General features: G+C 34.2%; 18 protein-coding genes. 13 read left to right on the top strand and 5 right to left on the bottom strand.

The annotated features are described in order from the left end of the window. Window positions 1-25: 25 nt before the first annotated feature. Window positions 26-1,738, bottom strand: coding sequence for a single-stranded-DNA-specific exonuclease RecJ (recJ, locus tag REB14_RS15260; RefSeq protein ID WP_079240271.1), 1,713 nt, complete (start codon window positions 1,736-1,738; stop codon window positions 26-28). Window positions 1,739-2,081: 343 nt separating this feature from the next. Here recJ and REB14_RS15265 point away from each other — a divergent pair, with 343 nt between their 5' ends. Beyond that, window positions 2,082-2,894: a M48 family metallopeptidase gene (locus REB14_RS15265; protein ID WP_079243833.1), complete on the top strand. Its 813-nt coding sequence runs from the start codon at window positions 2,082-2,084 to the stop codon at window positions 2,892-2,894. Between the two features lie 81 nt (window positions 2,895-2,975). Here the strand turns inward: REB14_RS15265 and REB14_RS15270 are convergent, their stop codons facing one another. Further along, the gene (locus tag REB14_RS15270) at window positions 2,976-4,598 is read right to left on the bottom strand and encodes an ABC-F family ATP-binding cassette domain-containing protein (RefSeq protein WP_079240272.1); all 1,623 of its coding nucleotides are present in this window, start codon (window positions 4,596-4,598) and stop codon (window positions 2,976-2,978) included. 121 nt (window positions 4,599-4,719) lie between these two features. Here REB14_RS15270 and smpB point away from each other — a divergent pair, with 121 nt between their 5' ends. From smpB to REB14_RS15295, 5 genes are all read left to right on the top strand, one after another. Beyond that, window positions 4,720-5,178, top strand: coding sequence for an SsrA-binding protein SmpB (gene smpB / locus REB14_RS15275; protein ID WP_034694839.1), 459 nt, complete (start codon window positions 4,720-4,722; stop codon window positions 5,176-5,178). 77 nt (window positions 5,179-5,255) lie between these two features. After that, window positions 5,256-6,767 (top strand): OmpA family protein, encoded by a 1,512-nt coding sequence (locus tag REB14_RS15280; protein ID WP_079240273.1) that lies wholly within the window; start codon window positions 5,256-5,258, stop codon window positions 6,765-6,767. 95 nt (window positions 6,768-6,862) lie between these two features. Then, complete coding sequence (locus REB14_RS15285; protein ID WP_079240274.1) at window positions 6,863-7,603, top strand: YebC/PmpR family DNA-binding transcriptional regulator; 741 nt, start codon at window positions 6,863-6,865, stop codon at window positions 7,601-7,603. 57 nt (window positions 7,604-7,660) lie between these two features. Beyond that, on the top strand, window positions 7,661-8,485 hold the full coding sequence (locus REB14_RS15290; RefSeq protein WP_034694759.1) for a UDP-2,3-diacylglucosamine diphosphatase: 825 nt from the start codon (window positions 7,661-7,663) through the stop codon (window positions 8,483-8,485). Next, window positions 8,486-9,457 (top strand): glycosyltransferase family protein, encoded by a 972-nt coding sequence (locus REB14_RS15295; protein ID WP_079240275.1) that lies wholly within the window; start codon window positions 8,486-8,488, stop codon window positions 9,455-9,457. Here REB14_RS15295 and REB14_RS15300 read toward each other — a convergent pair. Beyond that, the gene (locus tag REB14_RS15300) at window positions 9,446-9,736 is read right to left on the bottom strand and encodes a GNAT family N-acetyltransferase (protein WP_079240276.1); all 291 of its coding nucleotides are present in this window, start codon (window positions 9,734-9,736) and stop codon (window positions 9,446-9,448) included. The two genes, REB14_RS15295 and REB14_RS15300, sit on opposite strands and share 12 nt — an antisense overlap. 18 nt (window positions 9,737-9,754) lie before the next feature. Further along, window positions 9,755-10,126: a helix-turn-helix transcriptional regulator gene (locus tag REB14_RS15305; RefSeq protein ID WP_079240277.1), complete on the bottom strand. Its 372-nt coding sequence runs from the start codon at window positions 10,124-10,126 to the stop codon at window positions 9,755-9,757. A gap of 258 nt (window positions 10,127-10,384) precedes the next feature. Between REB14_RS15305 and REB14_RS15310 the strand changes: the two genes are divergently transcribed. The 4 genes from REB14_RS15310 (at window position 10,385) to REB14_RS15325 (ending at window position 13,762) form a co-directional block, all read left to right on the top strand. Then, window positions 10,385-10,597 carry a hypothetical protein gene (locus tag REB14_RS15310; protein WP_079240278.1) on the top strand — a complete coding sequence of 71 codons (213 nt, stop codon included), beginning with the start codon at window positions 10,385-10,387 and terminating at the stop codon, window positions 10,595-10,597. Window positions 10,598-10,660: 63 nt separating this feature from the next. After that, the gene (locus tag REB14_RS15315; RefSeq protein ID WP_309522569.1) at window positions 10,661-11,485 is read left to right on the top strand and encodes a GLPGLI family protein; all 825 of its coding nucleotides are present in this window, start codon (window positions 10,661-10,663) and stop codon (window positions 11,483-11,485) included. 115 nt (window positions 11,486-11,600) lie between these two features. Further along, window positions 11,601-12,920, top strand: a complete 1,320-nt coding sequence (locus REB14_RS15320) for a hypothetical protein (protein WP_309522570.1) — start codon at window positions 11,601-11,603, stop codon at window positions 12,918-12,920. Continuing rightward, on the top strand, window positions 12,917-13,762 hold the full coding sequence (locus tag REB14_RS15325; protein WP_079240281.1) for a glycoside hydrolase family protein: 846 nt from the start codon (window positions 12,917-12,919) through the stop codon (window positions 13,760-13,762). The genes REB14_RS15320 and REB14_RS15325 overlap by 4 nt, the downstream gene beginning before the upstream one ends. On the opposite strand, the gene REB14_RS15330 is transcribed toward REB14_RS15325, so the two are convergent. After that, window positions 13,725-14,474 (bottom strand): RDD family protein, encoded by a 750-nt coding sequence (locus tag REB14_RS15330; protein WP_309522571.1) that lies wholly within the window; start codon window positions 14,472-14,474, stop codon window positions 13,725-13,727. The genes REB14_RS15325 and REB14_RS15330 overlap by 38 nt on opposite strands. 28 nt (window positions 14,475-14,502) lie before the next feature. Between REB14_RS15330 and REB14_RS15335 the strand changes: the two genes are divergently transcribed. The 3 genes from REB14_RS15335 to REB14_RS15345 are packed head-to-tail and all read left to right on the top strand — an operon-like array spanning window position 14,503 to window position 17,216. Beyond that, on the top strand, window positions 14,503-15,486 hold the full coding sequence (locus tag REB14_RS15335) for a stage II sporulation protein M (RefSeq protein ID WP_309522572.1): 984 nt from the start codon (window positions 14,503-14,505) through the stop codon (window positions 15,484-15,486). Then, entirely contained in the window at window positions 15,470-16,432 is a 963-nt protein-coding gene (locus REB14_RS15340; RefSeq protein WP_079240284.1) for a DUF4013 domain-containing protein, read from the top strand. The genes REB14_RS15335 and REB14_RS15340 overlap by 17 nt, the downstream gene beginning before the upstream one ends. Beyond that, entirely contained in the window at window positions 16,425-17,216 is a 792-nt protein-coding gene (locus REB14_RS15345; RefSeq protein ID WP_079240285.1) for a DUF4129 domain-containing protein, read from the top strand. The genes REB14_RS15340 and REB14_RS15345 overlap by 8 nt, the downstream gene beginning before the upstream one ends. The last annotated feature ends 5 nt before the right edge of the window (window positions 17,217-17,221 follow it).

Raw genomic sequence — 17,221 nt, forward strand, 5'->3', positions numbered from 1 at the left:
AAATCCTAATCTCTAATCCCTATTCTCAATCTCTGAATTTTACATCTTTGATATTGAGATAATGAGTTACATTGCCTTTCCAGTGATTTTCTTCCAGGGTAAAAGCAAGATCGAAATTTTTATTTTTAAAATCCTCAACAAACTGTCCCAGTTTGAATCCTACGCATTCAATATTTCGTCCTGTAGATTCCTGTCTGATATAAAACTTCAGGTGATTATTATCTTTTCCCATTGTTTTTACATAGCCGGAAAGTTTCTGATCCGTTAATGTAAAAATAGGTTTCATATTATGCGGTCCAAATGGAGCCAGTTTTCTGTGGAAATTGATAAACTCTCTGTTGATTTCATCTACTCTAATCTCTGTATCAATCGTAATAGAAGGTTCTTTCTGATGATCCTTGATTTTTTCAGAAACAATTCTTTCAAATTTTTCCTTGAAAGCATCAAATTTATCCTTCTCCATCGAAAGTCCGGCGGCGGCATGATGTCCTCCGAATTTAAGGAAATATTCAGAACACAAATCAAGGGCTTCATGTACATCAAAATCAGAAACAGATCTTGCAGAAGCTACCATTTCCCCATTATTACCATCAGTAAATACAAGGGTAGGTTTATAATAGGTTTCAATAAGTCTTGAGGCTACAATACCAATTACACCTTTATTCCATTCGGGATGATAAACGATGGTGGTATGTTTGGTTTCCTGTTGGGATTCTATAATCTGATTGAGCGCAGAAAGTGTAGAATTCATGTCCAGTTCACGCCTTTCATCGTTGAGGTTCATGATATCATTTACAATCTGGTTGGCATGTTTCAGATTGTCAGAAACCATAAGCTCTACAGCTGCTTTACCATGAGAAATTCTTCCGGCAGCATTAATTTTAGGAGCGATTTCAAAAACAATATTGGAAATTTCAAAATGAGAAAGTTTATCCTCAGGAATCAATAATCTTAAACCAAGGTTTCTGGTCTTTCTGAGGGTTTTTAATCCCATTTTAGCCAGAACTCTGTTTTCTCCTGTCATGGAAACAATATCTGCTGCAATGGAGATTGCCAGAAGGTCTGTCAGTTCAAATAATTCTGCTTCCGGTAATTTATAAATGGTATTAAGTCCCTGGCAAAGCTTAAAACCAACACCACATCCCGAAAGTTCTTTGAAAGGATATCGGCAGTCGCTTCTTTTTGGGTCAAGTACAGCCGCAGCATCAGGAATCTCTTCCCCCGGAAGGTGATGGTCACAGATAATAAAATCAATGTCCAGATTGCTGGCATAGTTGATCATATCAAGGGCTTTGATTCCACAGTCCAGAGCAATGATTAATGAAAAACCATTTTCTTTGGCAAAATCAATTCCTTCCGTGGAAATTCCATATCCTTCAGAATTTCTGTCAGGAATATAATAATCCAGATATTTTTTCTCAACAATTTTGCTGAGATAAAGGTACATTAAAGCAACTGCTGTGGTTCCGTCCACATCATAGTCTCCATATACCAATATTTTTTCACCATTTTCAATAGCCGTTGCAATACGCTCTACAGCTTTTTGCATGTCTGCCATTAAAAACGGATTGTGTATATCGTTAAGGTTGGGTTTGAAGAATTCTCTGGCCTTTTGATAATTGTCAATTCCCCTTAGAACGAGGATTTTAGATTCAAAAGTACCAAAACCAAGTGACGAACTTAGTCTGTCAACAACTTCCTCATCGGGTTCAGGCTTGTAAATCCATTTTTGACTCATTTCACAAAAATAGGGAAAAAAGTTCTAAAAGCGTCTTTAAAAATCAGCAAATTAGATTTTAAAATGGATGGCATAAGTATGAGCAAAATTTATACTTGTTAGTTAAATTGATCAGAGGAATTATATTTTTATTCATTTTAAAAATGATCTATGCAGGAAAATTATACCCTTTCAAACTATATGTATCAAGCATTTTTATGATTATTTTGTTTAAAATAAAAGGCAAGAACTTTCGGGTTTCTTTTCAATAATAAAAAAATAACATTCAAGGCAGATATAGGAGAATTTTTGACTTAATAATTGTTAAAAAAGGTTATCTTCGTGCTCCAAATTTTAAATGACTATGAAAAAAATTACGCTAAGCCTTATGTTATTTGGGGCAATGTATTCGATCAATGCACAGAAAATTAACCTTGGCAAAGCGGCCGGGATGGTTTCAAATGGTGCAAAAGCCTTAACATTTACCAACGAAGATGCTATTAAATTATCCAAAGAATCAGTAGATTGGATGGATAAGAATAATCCTGTAGCAGGACCTAAAGACCCATACACTGTAAGATTGAACAAACTGTTTGGAAAACACAAATCTCAGGATGGTCTGAACTTGAATTATAAAGTTTATAAAGTAAAAGATATCAATGCGTTTGCCTGTGCAGACGGAAGCGTACGCGTATTCTCTTCATTAATGGATATCATGACTGATAATGAATTGCTTGCCGTAATCGGACATGAAATCGGCCACGTGAAGAATCAGGATACCAAAGATGCTATGAAATCAGCTTATCTGAAAGCAGCGGCATTAGATGCTGCGTCATCAGCTTCGTCCGCTGTAGCTACCCTTAATGAAAGCCAGGTAGGAAAGATGGCAAATGCCTTTTTAGATGCTTCACACAGTAAAAAGCAGGAGTCTGAAGCAGATACTTATTCATATGACTTTATGAAAGCTAATAAATATGATGTTGTGGGTGCTTATACAGCTTTTAAAAAGTTAGCTTTACTTTCAGAAGGAAGTACACAGACTAATTTTGAAAAGATGTTCAATTCTCACCCCGACAGCAACAAAAGAGCAGAATCTATCAAAAAGAAAGCAGAGAAAGAAGGTTTATGGAAAGATCCGGGAACTGTAGCTTTACCTACTGCTAAATTGACGAAATAATTATTTTATTTATTGTTTAAACGAAAATACCTCAAAGCATTGCTTTGAGGTATTTTTATATAGATTTTAATGTTGTTCGGATTATGAATACATTTTTTCTCTTAATTCTTTTACCTTTTTATCAGCAAGGTATTCGTCATAAGTCATTTCTCTGTCGATGATTCCGGTAGGAGTCAGTTCAATGATTCTGTTACAGACTGTTGAAAGCATTTCGTGGTCATGAGATGCCAGTAAAAGATTTCCTTTGAAGTTAGATAAAGAGTTGTTCAAAGTCGTGATACTCTCAAGGTCTAAGTGATTGGTAGGTTCATCTAATAAAAGAACATTCGCTTTCTGAAGCATCATTCTACTGAACATACATCTCATTTTTTCACCTCCGGAAAGTACTTTACAAGATTTCAAAGCTTCATCTCCTGAGAATAGCATTCTTCCTAAGAATCCTCTTACGAATTCTTCATGACGTTCTTCATCATTCTTTGTAAACTGTCTCAACCAGTCAACCAAACTTAGGTCTTCCTGGAAGAAGTTGGTATTATCCAATGGCATGTGAGACTGATTGGTAGTAACTCCCCATGCAACCGTACCTTTGTCCGCTTCTACATTTCCAGCCAGAATTTCGAAGAATTCTGTAATGGCTAAAGAGTTTTTGGAAAGTACAGCTACTTTATCTCCTTTTTTAAGATTTAAATCAATATTAGAGAATAATAATTCTCCGTCTTTTGTTTTTTCAAGACCTTTTACATCAAGGATCTGATCTCCAGCTTCTCTCTCCATTTCGAAAATAATAGCAGGATATCTTCTTGAAGAAGGCTTAATATCGTCAATATTTAATTTGTCGATCATTTTCTTTCTCGCAGTCGCCTGTTTAGCTTTCGCTACGTTAGAACTGAAACGTGCAATGAAATCCTGAAGTTCTTTTTTCTTCTCTTCAGCCTTCTTGTTGGCCTGAGCTCTTTGTCTTGTTGCTAATTGAGAAGCCTGGTACCAGAAAGAGTAGTTACCTGTATATAGGTTAAGCTTAGAATAATCAAGGTCACCGATGTGGGTACAAACCGTATCAAGGAAGTGACGGTCGTGAGATACAACAATTACCGTGTTTTCATAATCAGCAAGGAAGTCTTCCAGCCATGAGATGGTGTCAATATCAAGGTCGTTGGTAGGCTCATCCAGAATCAATACATCAGGGTTCCCGAAAAGTGCCTGAGCCAAAAGAACTTTTACTTTGTCTTTATTCTCAAGTTCACTCATCAATTGCCAGTGCATATCATCCGTGATTCCTACGTTAGAAAGCATAGTCTGAGCATCAGATTCTGCAGTCCAGCCACCCATCTCGTCATAAATTACACCTAATTCTCCGGCCTTAATACCGTCTTCGTCAGAGAAATCTTCTTTTGCGTATAACGCATCCATTTCCTCTTTTATCTCAAATAATTTCTTATTACCTCTTAAAACAGCTTCAAGAACAGTAAACTGATCATAAGCAAAGTGATCCTGTTCCAAAACTGACATTCTCTTCCCTGGTTCCAGAGATACATGCCCTGTTGTAGGATCCTGCTTTCCTGTTAGTATTTTCAGGAATGTAGACTTTCCCGCACCGTTTGCTCCGATGATCCCGTAGCAGTTTCCTTTGGTAAACATAATATTTACCTCGTCAAAAAGAACTCTTTTCCCGAATTGTAAAGATAAGTTAGATACTGTTAACATATAGTTTTGTAAATTTGGCGCAAAAATACGAAAAGAATTTGGGTATTTTGTAATAATATAATAGTCAAGTTTTTAAATGTATGGTATTTTTTATATATTTCATTAACGAAATTTTAAAATGATGAAGATTGAGAAAACAGTTAGCATATTAAATAAAAGAGCCCGTTTTGAATATGAAATTCTAGAAGAATACGAAGCCGGAATGGTTTTGACGGGTACGGAAATAAAATCTTTACGTTCATCCAAAGCATCCATTACAGAATCCTTCTGTCAGTTTATTGATGGGGAATTGTACATCATCAACATGATGATTGATGAGTATAAATTGGGAACTTTTTACAATCACAAAACAAAAAGGGAACGGAAATTGCTCTTGCACAAAAAAGAATTACAAAAACTTGAAAAAAAGTTAAAGGATGCTGGGAACACCATAATACCTTTAAAATTATATATCACCGACCGAGGGAAAGCAAAGGTGCTGATAGCGCTTGGTAGAGGGAAAAAACTTTTCGATAAAAGAGAGGCGATAAAAGATAGAGAAAATAAACGGAACCTCGACAGAATATTAAAGAAAAGTTAAAAATCATTTGAAAAACTTTGTATATAAAGAAAAATTATATTTATTTTGCATTATCAATTATTTAATCATTTAATTCTATGAAAAATCTAAAATTAGGAATTTCAGCATTGGCGCTTACTGTTGCCTCTACTGTTTTCGCACAGACTACCAACAATCCGTGGTTAATCGGAGTTGGTGCTCATGCTGAAAACCACGTAGCAGCAAGAGGTACTTTCAGTAATACGTTCTCTGCTAACAATTTGACAAAAAGTATGTTCAATGTGAACAACTTTTCTATTACACCTCCACTATCTAAGTTAACAGTTGCTAGAAACGTTGGAAAAGGTTTAGTAATTGACTGGCAAACTTCTGTTGGAAATGTTGAAAACAAAAGATTCAACATGGGGAAAGAATTTTTCCTAATGACAGGTCTTGGTTTCCAGGCTCACGCTGCAGGTCTTTTATGGAACGAAGAATCTTGGTTTGATCCATATTTAAGAGTTGGTGCTAACTACTTAAGACATGACTATACAGCTCTTACTTTCCCTAGAACATCTGTTGACGCTAACGGTAATCCAATCGAAAACGTAACTAATGGTAAGGATGGTAACGAAAACGGTAAAGCTAATCACTTTACTGTAGCTACAGGTGCTGGTGCTAACTTCTGGGTAACTAAGAACTTCGGTCTTGGTGTTCAGGGAGATTATGTATCAACTCCAGGTGACAAATCTACTGTTGCTAACTTCTGGCAAGCTTCTGCTTCTATCTTATTCAGATTTGGAAACAGAGACAGAGATAAGGATGGTATCCTAGATAAAGATGACCTTTGTCCAGATACTCCAGGTTTACCAGAATTCCAAGGATGTCCTGATACTGACGGTGACGGAGTTCCAGATAAAGACGATCAATGTCCAGAAGTGGCTGGTCCAGTTGAAAACAACGGATGCCCTTGGCCAGATACTGACGGTGATGGTGTAATCGACAAAGATGACGCTTGTCCTACAGTAGCAGGTCCTGCTGAAAACAACGGTTGTCCTTGGCCAGATACAGACGGTGACGGTATCTTAGATAAAGATGATGCTTGTCCTACTGTTCCAGGTCTTCCAGAATACAACGGATGTCCTAAACCAAAAGAAGTAACAGCTACTGACGTTGAGAAAAACCTTAAGAGTGTATACTTCGATTTCAACAAAGCTACAATCAAGCCTGAATCTAAAGGAGCTTTAGATACTGCTTCTGAAATCATTAAGAAAGATGGAGGTAGATTCCTATTAGTTGGTGAAACTGACAAAAAAGGAAGCGATGCTTACAACTTGAAATTATCTAAAGAAAGAGCTGCTTCTGTAGTTGCTGCTTTAGATGCAAGAGGTGTAGATATCAACGCATTAAAATCAGTTGGTATTGGAGAGCAAAATGCTAAAGTTGCAGAATCTGCATCTGATGCTGAAAGACAAGCTGATAGAAAAGTAACTGTTAGATACATTGGTGATGACAGCGAATGGAACAAATATCAGAAATCTGATGTTGTAGCTCCAGCGAAAAAAGCTACTAAGAAAGCTACTAAAAAAGCTCCAGCTAAGAAAAAAGCTGCTGCTAAAAAGAAAAAATAATTAATTTTTCTAAATAATGAATACCTCCAATTTGATTGGAGGTATTTTTTTTTTGTTGACTTTTGAGTAATTTTGTTGGAAATTTAAAAATTAAAATGGGAAGAGCATTTGAATATAGAAAAGCTTCTAAAATGGCCAGATGGGATAAAATGGCCAAAACATTCTCTAAAATTGGAAAAGATATTGCATTAGCTGTAAAAGCTGGAGGAACAGATCCGGAATCCAATCCTGCCTTGAGAAGATGTATCCAAAACGCAAAAGGGGCGAATATGCCTAAGGATAATGTTGAAAGAGCCATTAAGAAAGCGAGTGGTGCAGATGCAGAAAACTACGAAGAAATCACTTATGAAGGTTATGGACAAGGCGGTGTTGCTTTTTTTGTAGAATGTACTACAAACAATACAACAAGAACTGTGGCCAACGTAAGAGCTGTTTTCAATAAGTTTGACGGTAATCTTGGTAAAAATGGTGAGTTAGCATTTATCTTCGATAGAAAAGGAATTTTCACAATTGATTTGTCTCAGATTAAAATGGATTGGGATGATTTCGAAATGGAAATGATTGATGGTGGTGCAGAAGATGTGGAAAAGGATGAGGAGGAAGTAATGATTACTACAGCTTTTGAAGATTTCGGTTCTCTATCTCACAAATTGGACGCGCTTGGAATTGAAGCAAAAAGTGCAGACCTTCAGAGAATTCCAAACAATACAAAAGAAGTAAACGCAGAACAGTTCAAAGCTAATATGAAAATGCTTGAGCGTTTCGAAGAGGATGATGACGTGCAAAACGTTTACCACAATATGGAAATCACAGAAGAGCTGATGAACTCTTTATAAAAAATAACATAGCATTCATATACAGTTAATTTTCAATTAGTTTCTTTGTACAAAACTATGAAAAGAAACGTTGAATTAGTTGTTATATCGGATGTTCATTTGGGAACTTATGGATGTAAGGCTAAAGAATTGTTGAGATACCTCAATTCTATCCAGCCTAAAACGTTAGTTTTAAACGGTGATATTATTGATATCTGGCAGTTTAAAAAGTCTTACTTCCCTAAACCTCATTTGAAGGTAATCAGAAAGATTCTTTCACTGGCTACCAAAAACACAGATGTTTATTACATTACAGGCAATCATGACGAAATGTTCCGTAAGTTCACAGATTTTGAACTGGGAAAACTTAAAGTCTGTAATAAAATCTGTCTGAATATAGATGAGAAAAAAACCTGGATTTTTCACGGGGATGTTTTCGATGCATCCGTCCAGCACTCAAAATGGATCGCCAAACTCGGCGGAAAAGGTTACGACCTCCTGATTATTATCAATAATGTTGTAAATTGGTTCTTAGAAAAAATGGGTAAAGAGAAATACTCGTTTTCCAAAAAGATCAAAAACAATGTGAAAAAAGCAGTAAAGTATATCGGAGATTTTGAACTTACGGCTTCCGAGCTGGCTATTGACAATCACTATGATTATGTTGTTTGCGGTCATATCCACCAGCCACAGATTCGGGAGGTAGTTAATAAAAAAGGATCCTGCACTTATCTGAATTCAGGTGACTGGATTGAAAATCTCTCCGCTTTAGAATACCATGATAAAGAATGGAAGATTTTTTATTATGATGAGCATAAACATTTATTGAAAGATGATGAGGCAGAAGAAATTCCGGAAATGGATAATTCTGCTCTTTTAAAAATTGTAACCAACTTTTCCTAAATGAAGATTTTGTATGCATTCCAGGGTACTGGAAACGGACATATTGCCCGAGCACAGGAAATCATTCCTCTTCTCAAAAAACATGCTTCTGTTGATACTTTGATCAGTGGGCATCAGTCGCAATTAAAGGCTGATTTTGATATTAATTTTCAACATAGAGGTATTTCCCTTCTTTATAATAAAACAGGCGGTTTATCGTACCGAAAAACATTTACAGAAAATAAATTCTTTGAAGCCGCTAAAACAATCAGAGAATTAGAGCTGTCACAATATGATTTAATTATTAATGATTATGAACCTTTGACAGGCTGGGCGTCCAAACTGAAAAAGCTTCCGATGATAGAACTGAGCCATCAGGCTTCCATGAGTTTCCCGGAAACACCAAAACCGGAGAAAAAGGATTTTCTGGGTGAAATGATCCTGAAATACTACGTTCCCAGCGAAAGAAAAATCGGTTTTCACTTTGAAAATTATCATCCACAGATCAAAAAACCTGTGATCAGAAGAAAAATAAGAAATCTTAGTCCCTACAAACAGGGTTACTATCTTGTTTATCTTCCCAGTTTTGCCGATGAGAATATCATTAAGGTTTTAAGAAAAATTCCTGTAGAATGGAAAGTGTTTTCAAAATACAGCAAAGTACAGGTTAAAGTAAAAAATGTGGAAGTATTTCCTATTGATGAAATGCAGTATCTGAAATACTTTGAAGGCTGTGATGGAATTTTATGCAATGCAGGTTTTGAAAGTCCTGCAGAAGCATTGTTTATGGATAAAAAATTGTTTGTAATTCCCATTCATAATCAATACGAACAGGAATGTAATGCATGTGCCCTGGACAAAATGGGAATTCCCAATTCCAAGGTATTAAATCTTCAGGAAATAATGGAATGGGTAGCTTCTGACCATCATCTGAAAGTGGATTATCCGGATGATATTGAAGATATTCTGGTGAATGATGTTTTAATTCTTTAGAAATATATCGTCCACATCACTCATTCTCATCATCACAGATTTTGCATAAGAACAGTGCGGGTATACTTTCCAATTATTTTCTCTGGCAAATTTAATGGCTTCTTCTACTAAATATTTTCCCATTCCTCTTCCTTCAAATTCAGGATGTACCAGTACAAAAGAGATAATGAATTTATGATCTTCAGGAAAAATTGTATACGTAAGCCTTCCTACTTCCTTTATTTCATTATTTAAGGTAAGAACTCCGCCGTTTCCGGATTTATTATTTTCAAAATTCATTGCAGTAAAAATTTGTTATTATTGTTTTTCCAATATTTTTATACGTTTTGTAAGTTCCTGAATTTCTTTTTTCAGAAGGGTAATATATTCCTGCTGATTTTGGAAAAGATATTCCGGAATGTTATAAAAGTAATTGTTGCTAGCGGAATAATTACCAGAAATATTGTCATAATTATTCACCTGATGAATATTAGCTGGATCATCCTCTTTTATATCTTCTATAGATGTATTCAAAACTTTTGCCATACGCTCCCATTCTTCATCTGAAATCTTAATTTCTCCCTTTTCTCTTCTGTGGTATTGTGATTGTGTCATATGCAGTATTTTGGCCATGTTTTCCTGCGTGTATTCTTTGTCCTTTCGGACTTTGATAAGTTTGTTTTTGATCATTTGTGTGTTTTTTTTGTTGATACAAATATAATATTTTACCGATTAGATAGATATAAAAAACAGTCATACCAATATCTTTTTTTTATAGCTCATGGAACGTTTGGTTTTATTACAATAAAGTATTATGTAATAATTATAATTAGTTTTTATGGGCTGAAATCACATAAAATTCACATAAAAACCATAGGCTTATTTCATCCTTGTTTGATATATTTGAAATGGTAAAAACACACAAAACAATTTTTTAAAAAAATTATTATGAAAAAAATTAAATTACAAAAGGTGCATCTGGATGTTGCAAAACCATTATCCAGAACAGAATTGAAAAATGTTTTTGGAGGATCTGTCCCAACATCTCCTCAATACAATGACGGAAGCAGTTACATGTGCTGTAACCGTAATGGTTGTAGTACATGTGTAAATAATGCTATACCAGCATGTGTTGAAGGAGCCTGGCCAGTTCCATGTTAATTTGATAAATAGGGAAAGGGGAAATGACCTGATTTCCCCTTTTCTTTGTAAAATTCTAAATAAATGAAAAATATTCTGTTTTTTCTCCTTATCATTTTAAATATTAATGCTCAAAATAAGAGATTTATATATGACTATCAGTTTGTTTCCGATTTAACAAAACACTCAGAAATAAAATCTGAAACCATGTATCTGGATATTGGGTCAAAAGGGTCTATCTATTATAGCAGTAGTGCTTATGTAAATGATTCAACTATGATTGCTGATGCAAAACTGGGAAAAATGACAATGCCTGCTGAAGGAAAAATTAATGAGCGTGTATGCAAAAATTATCCTGATTATAAAATTTTTATTTCTACAAAGTTCTATCTAGAAAAATATAAAGTTTTAGACGAAAGGCAGCAAAATTGGAAAATACATAAAGAGAAGGATAAAATAAACGGTTTTAATGTCCAAAAGGCCAGCCTGGATTTTGCGGGAAGAAAATGGATAGCTTGGTTTACCACTGAAATCCCAATTCAAGATGGACCTTATAAATTTCATGGATTACCTGGATTAATTTTGAAAATTGAAGATGAGACGAAAAGCCATTATTTTGTATTGAAGGGTGTGAGGTCATTATCTAAAAATACAGTTTATCCTAATATTGATCAATCGAAAAAAGAAATCGAAATTAATCAAAAGAAATATGTGAAGTTATTTAAAGAATACAGACAAGATCCTGTAAAAGATTTAAAACAGCTATTTAATGAAGGGAAAATGGTGAGTTATACTGACAGATCCGGAAATATAGTTACTCCTTCACAAATAATTAAAAATTTAGAATCTGAGCGCAAGAGGATGCTTGTAAAGGATAATAATATTATAGAGATTGACTTATTACAATAGTTTTCTTTCAGTTATAAATAATATAATTCAATCAGATTTTATTTTGAAGAAACAGTATCAGTTGGAACTTAATATAATCCGATGAAGTTAGATAAGGTCGCTAAATACCCAAAAAATGATATTCCTTTCAGCGCAACCAGATGACACTTACTTTATATGGCAGCTGGAAATACAACTGAGAAACTTTCGTTCCTTAGGAATTTTAAAAGAAAGAATTCATATTGTGATTGGTTATCACCCTAAAATAGGATTAAAGTCTGATTTCAAGGTGTTCATTCATAATAATCATGATTTTGCTCTTTTTTTCCTTTACCCGGATACGAGGAAAAGAAAAAAATACCTTTCTTCCATAAGGCCGCATTTGCTGAAAAAGCATTGGAAACAATTTCCATTTCTGGAAAAACAGTGTATTTTTTATCATGATTCTGATATTCTGTTAAGCAGAATTCCTGTTATCGATACACATAATGCGATGAATTATGTTTCCGATACAAGCTCTTATCTGAACTGTCAATATATCAGCTTAAGGGCTGATACGAATCTTCTGTATAAAATGGCTGAGCTTGTAGGAATTTCAGTAGAGATAGTCTTGAGAAATGATGATCATGTGGGTGGAGCCCAATATGTTTTACATGATATGTCCTTTGAATTCTGGGATAAGGTGGAGGAAGATTCTGAAAATATTTTTAATTTACTTACTGAGTATAATATAAATGAAAAGCAGAAAAAAATAAATCTTCCGGATTATCTGCCAAAAGAAATCCATGCCTGGTATGCGGATATGTGGGCTGTACTATGGAATCTATGGTTTTTTAATAAAGAAGTCCGGTTACATGAAGAAATGAATTTTTCATGGCCCACATCTCCTATTGAATATTGGGAGATCAATCCAATCCTTCATTATGCTGGAGATCATGAAGATAAAAAACAATTTTTCTATAAGCGGGATTACGTAAATTATGCTCCATGGTATGATGAAAATTTACATTTTATCCCCGATACAAACTGTAGTTTTCCCATTGTGCAACTGATAAAAAAAAGAAGAGAAGAGCTTGATCGTCAAAGATTAGAATTAAAGAATTTTACATTTTGTTTTACGGAAGATATTGGAAATAAATATTTTGATAAGTATTTTTTCACCAAAGAAAATCAGAGCATTATTGAAATCTTCAATTCTATAATAGTTCCTGAAAGTTTAGTAAAAGAGATCGATACTCTATTAAAAGATGAAACTTATACAGAAATACAATTTACTAAAGTTTATATAGTAGACCAGCTTTTTACGGAAGCTTTTAAAAAAGTGTTGGATGTTATGATTTTAGAACTGAATAAAGAGAAATTTTCTTTACAGGATACTGATACTATTATAAAGATTAAAGAAAGCTATAATACATGGCCTCTTACAATTACTAAAGAAATTTATCTTATACAATGAATGCTGGTTTGCTCAATGGCTTATCAGGAGAAGCTCTCCGCCTATTCTTAAATAAAAATGAAGCTTGTCATAAAAAAGGGATGGCTTTGCTGGACTTCATTACTGAAAATATATTTTCTTGTGACGATTATAGTTTTGAAAATGGGGTTACAGGATTTGGCTGGCTAATCGCTTTTTTGCATCAGGAAGGATGTTTACACATTAACAGTGACGAAATTTTAGAAGATGTGGATGATCAGATTTACAAAATGACACTTGCTGGCCTTGGACAAGACGAACCGAGTATTGATCAGATATTAGGTTTAATCAACTATTTTTTGATCAGACATAGGAACAGCAATGTGGGGGAAAATTATTACAGGAAATTTGCTCATTTGGAATGTCTAAATTTACTCTTCAATTATCTCATAAGTTATATTGAAAATTGTATTCGTGATAGACATATCACTTTTTATGAATTTAACATTTGCTGTAAAATTTTATTGAAACTGGGATATAGTACTGAGTATATAAGCTTTAAAAATGTAAATGATCATTTAATTGAATTTCATATTCATTTTATTCTTTTTTATGAAGCAAAAATCATAATATCCAAAGACTCTGAAAAAGAAATGTATACAGAAGGATTGTTGTGTCTTCTTTTGTCTGCGAAACAAAAAAAATATGAAATTCTCGAACAAAGACTTCTTTATATAATCAAAAAAGCAGGGAAATTATTCCTGCAGCATTTCCTGTACAAAATATATTCTAAGGAAAAATTTGATTATTCTTTATTAGAAGATAAAAAATTATTGTTCGTACTCACTAATTATCTTTCCCTGTATAATAATTATAATCTTTGATGATTACACCTATAAACTGTCTTTCTGTCATTTTTGTAGGGTCTATTTCCAGCTTCAGAATGCTTTTAATTTTCTCAGACAGCTTACTGATGATCTGGCGGTCATCTACTTTCAAGGCTTTGGTGTAATTGTCTTTGATAATTCTCATGTCATTATCACTCAAGGCAATCACCTGAGGGAAAGAAGGGATATAATTTTCGTGGATATTCTCCAGAATGGTATGTGAGATATTGATATTGTTTTTCAAGGAAATAATAGCTGTTCCGGAAGCAATGTCACCTAAACGCTGGTTGTTTTTAGAAACAATCATAGAGATAAGTCCTATAACTCCGGCGAATGATACATCAACAATCCTGAAAACCCAACGGATCATATAATCTGCAAAACTTGCCTGATAACCGTCAATCTTTACCACTTTGATTTTCATTAGCTTTTTACCTGGTGTCTGGCCTTCCATTAAACTTTCCAATACAAGGGGGTAAATATAGATAGGAAACGTAAGCACAAGATATACAGCGCGTATTGACCAGCTGTCAAGGCCATCTAAAAGATATCCCAAATCAAATATATTGAAGAACAGATACAGGATAATTACCACGTAAGCAATCCTGATCAGAAGATCAATAATAAAGGCAAGCATCCTTTCTCCTACACCAGCAATATTAAAATTAATATTTACATTTTGTGAGGTATTTATCGCAATTTGAGACATATTTTTTATTATTTTAGCCTTAATAATTATGAGAGAAGTTTATTTCATTAAACAAAATAAAGAAAAATGGTTGGGAATCGAACAGGTTATTCAAGGGAAAATTAAAAAAAATCCTGATGACCTGTCTTCACTGTATATAAACCTGATCAATGATCTTTCTTTTGCCCAGACTTATTACCCCAAAAGCAATACTACCGTTTATCTGAACCATTTATCTGCTCAGATTTTTCAGAAAATTTATAAAACAAAAAGAGTAGAGGAGAACAGGCTGGTTTATTTTTTCAAAACCGAAGTTCCACTGCTGATGTATCATTATCGTAGATATCTGATGTATGCTTTTCTTTTTTTTATTTTATTTACGTCAATAGGAGTGCTTTCTGCCATTTATGATAAAAGTTTTGTGAATATTATTCTGGGTGAAGGGTATGTGAATGAAACCGTTGAAAATATTAAAAATAATAATGCTGTAGGGGTTTATCAGAGTGGAAGCACCTGGGGAAGTACCATTGGGATTATTTTTAATAATATTCAGGTAGGAGCGAAGTTGTATATTTACGGCATTGCCGGAGGAGTGGGAACACTATTCGCTTTGCTTTCCAACAGTGTGATGCTGGGTGCTTTTCAATATTTTTTCTATGATTATGGAGCTTTGAAAGACAGTGCAAGAGGAATCTGGCTTCACGGAGTTTTTGAAATTTTTGCGATGGTGGTAGAAGCGATGTGCGGATTGATTCTGGGAGCTTCTATTTTATTTCCGAGAACATTTTCAAGATTTAACTCGTTTAAAAAAGGATTTAAAGATTCATTTAAAATATTTTTAAGTACTATTCCTTTCACCATTTGTGCAGGGATTATAGAAGGGTATGTCACCAGACATGCATTGAAGATGCCTTTAATTTTGAATCTGATCATTATTTTGGGTTCACTGGCCATCATAGGATTTTACTATTTTGTATATCCGTCTATTGTCTACAAAAAAACTAATCAACACATCCATGATACAATTTTATAAAAAAAGAGACTTTGGAACTTTTATCAGCGATAGTTTCAATTTTTTCAAATTATACGGAAAGAATTATTTTAAAAACTATATTCTGATCAATGGCTTGCTTTTGATCTTAATGGTAACCGTTGTCATTTTCGGGTATAAAGAACTTTTTTCGCAAATATTCGGATCCAATCTTGGAGGTGAAACGTATTATTTTGAACAGTATTTTTCTGAAAATTCAGGAATGTTGATTACTGTGGGGTTGCTGACTTTTCTGCTTTTCATGATTCTTATGATTGTCAATTATCTGTATCCTGTTTTTTATCTAAAAAGAATTGCACAGGGTGCAGAAAAGATAAAGGCTGATGAAATTCTGAGTGATTTTAAGAACAATGCCGGAAGAATCGGAAAACTGTGCCTTGGGATGATCTTTATCGTTACTCCTGCAATTTTATTTGTAGTAGGTTTTTCATATATCCTGGTTCTTATTATTATCGGGTTCTTTCTTATCCTGCTTCTTTACCCAACGATATTTAATTTTACTACCTTTCTGATGTATGATTATTTTAATTCGGACAGAGGTTTCTGGGGAAGCTTGAGTTATGCTTTACGTTCTCAGTTTTCTTACCCGAATGGAAGTGAGAAATCACCCTACTGGAAATATTGGGGATCTGCATTTGTGATGTTTATTATTATCTACATTGCAACCTCTATGTTCACATTTATCCCGATGATGTTCTTTTACGGATCGCTTCTTACCTCTACACCGGACGGAAATTTTGAGCAGAATCCTTTTACCGGAGCTGCGGGAATCCTGTTTTTTGTATTTTATGGAGTTTCGATGCTTCTTTCATTTTTTCTTTCAAACCTAATGTATGTAAATGCAGGGCTGATGTATTATGACAGCAGAACAGATCTTCACCAGAAAGTTGAATTGGCAGAAATAGACACGATTGGAATCAATGAATAAAATTCTTTTTTTCATACTGCTTTTTTTCTCTCTTGGGCTGGTTAAAGCTCAGGACGATAATTCTGCTTCCGATGATCTGGTAGATTCATTGTACACCACCGGACATTACAGAAATATGCTGCGGGCAGATTCTGTGCTGATGAAGAATCCGGTATCGGAGAATGAGGTGTATCCGAAAACATTCAAAGAAAATATTCCGTCAAGATATAAAGGAAATGAATTTGACTATTCCGTATCAAAGCCGAGAGAATCTTTCTTTCAAAAGCTGATGCGAAAAATCAATCAGATTATACAGCGTATTTTTGGCGAAACAGCATTCACTAAGTCGGCAGAGCTTACTACTGTTCTTATTCGTCTGTTTGCCATTATCTTGGTAGGTTTTCTTTTGTATTTCATTATAAAATACATCATGGGAAAAGACGGGAATTTTATTTTTGGTAAAAAGAATAAAAAACTGGATCTTAATGTTCAGGAACTTCATGAGAACATCCATGAAATCAATTTCCCTGAAAGTATTGCGAAGTTTGAACATGCAGGAGATTACCGTTCCGCAGTTCGTTACCAATTCCTGTTTGTTCTTAAAAAACTGAGTGACAAAAAACTGATCAACTGGAATCCGGAAAAAACAAATAAGGATTATACCACAGAGATAAAAGCTCCCTATCTGAAGGAAGACTTCTCTAATCTGTCTTATATCTTTGATTATGTCTGGTATGGAGAATTCAGTATTGAAGAAGAAAGCTATCAGAAATTTAAAAATCAATATCAGGCATTTAAACCATAACAATA

It is taken from the genome of Chryseobacterium metallicongregator (assembly GCF_031324065.1).
Classification (GTDB): Bacteria; Bacteroidota; Bacteroidia; order Flavobacteriales; family Weeksellaceae; genus Chryseobacterium; species Chryseobacterium metallicongregator.

Bases quoted from the DNA above. Each gene is read 5' to 3' on its own strand.
- REB14_RS15315 (WP_309522569.1), top strand. From the start codon at position 10,661: ATGAAAAATATTCTGTTTTTTCTCCTTATCATTTTAAATATTAATGCT.
- REB14_RS15335 (WP_309522572.1), top strand. From the start codon at position 14,503: ATGAGAGAAGTTTATTTCATTAAACAAAATAAAGAAAAATGGTTGGGA.
- REB14_RS15270 (WP_079240272.1), bottom strand. From the start codon at position 4,598: ATGTTAACAGTATCTAACTTATCTTTACAATTCGGGAAAAGAGTTCTT.
- REB14_RS15340 (WP_079240284.1), top strand. From the start codon at position 15,470: ATGATACAATTTTATAAAAAAAGAGACTTTGGAACTTTTATCAGCGAT.
- REB14_RS15310 (WP_079240278.1), top strand. From the start codon at position 10,385: ATGAAAAAAATTAAATTACAAAAGGTGCATCTGGATGTTGCAAAACCA.
- REB14_RS15265 (WP_079243833.1), top strand. From the start codon at position 2,082: ATGAAAAAAATTACGCTAAGCCTTATGTTATTTGGGGCAATGTATTCG.
- recJ (WP_079240271.1), bottom strand. From the start codon at position 1,738: ATGAGTCAAAAATGGATTTACAAGCCTGAACCCGATGAGGAAGTTGTT.
- REB14_RS15280 (WP_079240273.1), top strand. From the start codon at position 5,256: ATGAAAAATCTAAAATTAGGAATTTCAGCATTGGCGCTTACTGTTGCC.
- REB14_RS15285 (WP_079240274.1), top strand. From the start codon at position 6,863: ATGGGAAGAGCATTTGAATATAGAAAAGCTTCTAAAATGGCCAGATGG.
- REB14_RS15320 (WP_309522570.1), top strand. From the start codon at position 11,601: ATGATATTCCTTTCAGCGCAACCAGATGACACTTACTTTATATGGCAG.
- REB14_RS15325 (WP_079240281.1), top strand. From the start codon at position 12,917: ATGAATGCTGGTTTGCTCAATGGCTTATCAGGAGAAGCTCTCCGCCTA.
- REB14_RS15295 (WP_079240275.1), top strand. From the start codon at position 8,486: ATGAAGATTTTGTATGCATTCCAGGGTACTGGAAACGGACATATTGCC.
- REB14_RS15345 (WP_079240285.1), top strand. From the start codon at position 16,425: ATGAATAAAATTCTTTTTTTCATACTGCTTTTTTTCTCTCTTGGGCTG.
- REB14_RS15300 (WP_079240276.1), bottom strand. From the start codon at position 9,736: ATGAATTTTGAAAATAATAAATCCGGAAACGGCGGAGTTCTTACCTTA.
- REB14_RS15305 (WP_079240277.1), bottom strand. From the start codon at position 10,126: ATGATCAAAAACAAACTTATCAAAGTCCGAAAGGACAAAGAATACACG.
- REB14_RS15290 (WP_034694759.1), top strand. From the start codon at position 7,661: ATGAAAAGAAACGTTGAATTAGTTGTTATATCGGATGTTCATTTGGGA.
- REB14_RS15330 (WP_309522571.1), bottom strand. From the start codon at position 14,474: ATGTCTCAAATTGCGATAAATACCTCACAAAATGTAAATATTAATTTT.
- smpB (WP_034694839.1), top strand. From the start codon at position 4,720: ATGAAGATTGAGAAAACAGTTAGCATATTAAATAAAAGAGCCCGTTTT.